Here is a 1,390-nt window from a genome sequence, read left to right on the forward strand (position 1 = left end):
CATCATACAAGTACATTTAGTTGTGGTAAACCAAAGTTCTTGGTTTTGATGCTTACTTTTTATCTTTAATTAACCCGCAACTTGGGTTAATTAGTATAGTAGCATATCCTTCTTTTCTCTTTTTTTCGGCAATTGGAAACCCATTGCTCGAAGGTACATGTTTAATCGGGGCTAGTACGCTTTTAGGTTCTATATTACGAAAAAAATAAACACCCAAAGCGACCACGAAAACGCTTGCTAGGTATCCGGAATAGGGGCCGGGGTTAAAGAAACTTCCCGTAATTTTAAATACGTTGTGATGGGAGGGAAGATATCCCCACAATTGGAGATTGCCGTAAATTGCTTGGATACTACCACCGATAATTAAAGATATAATGCATAAGACCAAAGAAAGGTAATGGGAGCTGCGAAGCCATATATAAAGTATTACTAGGCCGCAGAATTCCAATAATCTTATAGAAAAAAATGAGACATTCTGGCTGTAGGCGTTCCCAAGTATGTATACGGAGTACAACAATAACAGTTTGTCCAGAAGTGTCAGGTGAAATGTTTTTGTTCTGTACAGAAATAACCTGAGCAGTATAATTATTACTATTGGAGGTATTAGGTAAAAAAAGAAAAAGCTTTTTCCAGTTTGACTTCCATCATGAATTGAATCGAAGTTTATCGACGGTAGGACTGAGTAAACTGCTACTATTAAAATATATTGGATTAGAAGAAAAGCATGTTTTGTATGCATATGATAGCAGATTACGTATCAAAAACATCGCCCGTCGCAAGTAGACGACCATAGCCAGCCACAACCAGTCTGTATAGAACATCCTCCTCCACGGCAACTGACCCCACTGCAGAAATCCACCGAGATATTGCATTGGCAGTTACCAGTCTCGGCATTACTGGTCATGTTATTTTCCTGACCTTTTAAGGCGGAAATCTCATCACTTAGTTGGTCGGGGTTTTTATACAGGCGATAGACGACAAAGGCAATGAACTCTTTGGACCATTTCAGCTCAAAAAGTGCGTGGTTGACCCAGTCCATGGCAAACCTTATTTTGCCTTCATCCTCGTTATCTTTTTTTTCCAGTAAATAATAACCTTGGTCAATATGGTCGATAAGTTTTTTGACATGTGCTATTTCAGCCTCCGATTTTAAGGTTTTATCGATAATGTATCGCAGTTTTTCAATCCAGGCTGCTCTTTTCTTTTCAGCTGACCAACTGTTGAAAATAGCCCTCTGGATTTCTATATTATAAGAAACCATACTTTCTATATTCAAATGCGAGAGTTGTTGCCTGTTGTAAATCGTCAGCAAAAAGTGGACACGATATTTTAAAAACTTAAGGAGTGTTTTCATCAAAAACGTTAGATTTAATTATGGGAACACCAAAGA

The 1,390-nt window shown here is 38.0% G+C and carries 1 protein-coding gene; it reads right to left on the reverse strand.

The annotated features are described in order from the left end of the window. Positions 1-757 precede the first annotated feature (757 nt). Positions 758-1,354: a bacteriocin fulvocin C-related protein gene (locus A37S_RS0122530; protein ID WP_028298886.1), complete on the reverse strand. Its 597-nt coding sequence runs from the start codon at positions 1,352-1,354 to the stop codon at positions 758-760. Positions 1,355-1,390 lie beyond the last annotated feature (36 nt).

Origin of the sequence: Olivibacter sitiensis DSM 17696 (genome assembly GCF_000427965.1) — a bacterium.
Taxonomy (GTDB): domain Bacteria; phylum Bacteroidota; class Bacteroidia; order Sphingobacteriales; family Sphingobacteriaceae; genus Olivibacter; species Olivibacter sitiensis.